The 1,265-nt window shown below is 68.1% G+C and carries 1 protein-coding gene; it reads right to left on the bottom strand.

The genetic code is table 11. The annotated features are described in order from the left end of the window. Nucleotides 1-569: 569 nt before the first annotated feature. A partial coding sequence (locus AB0I22_RS39760) for an NlpC/P60 family protein (RefSeq protein ID WP_363135912.1) occupies nucleotides 570-1,265 on the bottom strand: 696 nt, incomplete at its 5' end.

The following is a 1,265-nucleotide window of genomic DNA, read 5'->3' on the forward strand; positions in this document are numbered from 1 at the left end:
GTCGACCTTCGCCTTGACTTCCTTCTTGTCCGGCTTGGGGTCGGCGTGTGCGGCCTGGGACGTGAGAGCGACGGCTGCGGCGGCGGTCGCGGTGAGTACGGTCACCCGCGTGCGGCTCGCTTGCTTGGGTCGACGGTGGGACGCCACGAAGGCGAGCTCCTTCATCCTCCAACCGCCTACCGGGCCTGGTGGGGATGCGCCCCGGCTCCGCGTGAACTGCACGGACTCGGCGGGACCTTCACCGACATCCCGGATGGATGATCGACCGCGCGAAGGTTCGAGGCCCGACCCTAGTGACCTTCTTGTGATCCGTTCAAATCCTCATAGGCAAAATCTGCCTCCTGAGCACATCTTTTACCAACAGAACACGCGTGGTGATGATTGGCTGACACTCAGGCACCGCCAATGGGACGACAGTGCGAATGAAACCGGTCAGGTGCGCGCAAGCCGCTTGAGCGGCGAAACCGATGCCACACGCGGCGCCCCGCCGGAGACGCGGGTCACCGGCGGGGCGCTCAGTCGGCGGCCGCTGTCGCGATTCGCCCGAACGGGCGTTGCGGCAGGGGGTTTCAGGCGATGCGGACGCCGAACTGGAATTCCATGTTGCTCATCGGCTCGTAGCGCACGTTGGTGCCGGGGTAGGGAGCGTGCAGCACCTGGCCGTTGCCCGCGTACAGGCCGATGTGGCCCAGGTCCCCGCGGAACAGCACCAGGTCGCCCGGCTTGAGCTGGCTCTTCGTCAGGTGCGGACCGTCATTGGCCTGGGCCTGGGAGGTCCGGTCGAGGCTGACGCCGGCCTGCTTGTAGGCCCACTGGACCAGCCCGGAGCAGTCGAAGGAGTTGGGGCCGGTCGCCGCCGGCACGTAAGGAGAGCCGATCCTGGTCTGCGCGGCGGCCAGCGCCTTGGCGGCGCGCTGCGAGTCAGGGGCGTCGTGGCCGAGATCGGCGGTGCTGCCGGTGCTGGAGCCGCCGGAACCGGAGCCCCCGGAGCCCCCTGAGCCGGAGCCACCGGAACCGGAACCGCCGTCATGCGAGCCGGAGGAGACCGTGTTCTGCTCCTTCTGCAGCTCCTCCTTCTCCTTGGCGGTCAGGGTGTTGAGGAGCTCCTGGGCGTCGGCCAGCTTGCCCTGGACCTCCTTCTTCTTCTCCCCCAGCGCCTTGCGGGTGTCGGCGAGGTCGGCGAGCTTGCCGGACGCCTCCTCGCGCTCCTGCTTCAGCGTCCGCTGCTTCTCACGGATCTGCTTGAGCGCGTCGGCCTGCTTGGT

It is taken from the genome of Streptomyces sp. NPDC050610 (assembly GCF_040654875.1).
GTDB lineage: Bacteria > Actinomycetota > Actinomycetes > Streptomycetales > Streptomycetaceae > Streptomyces.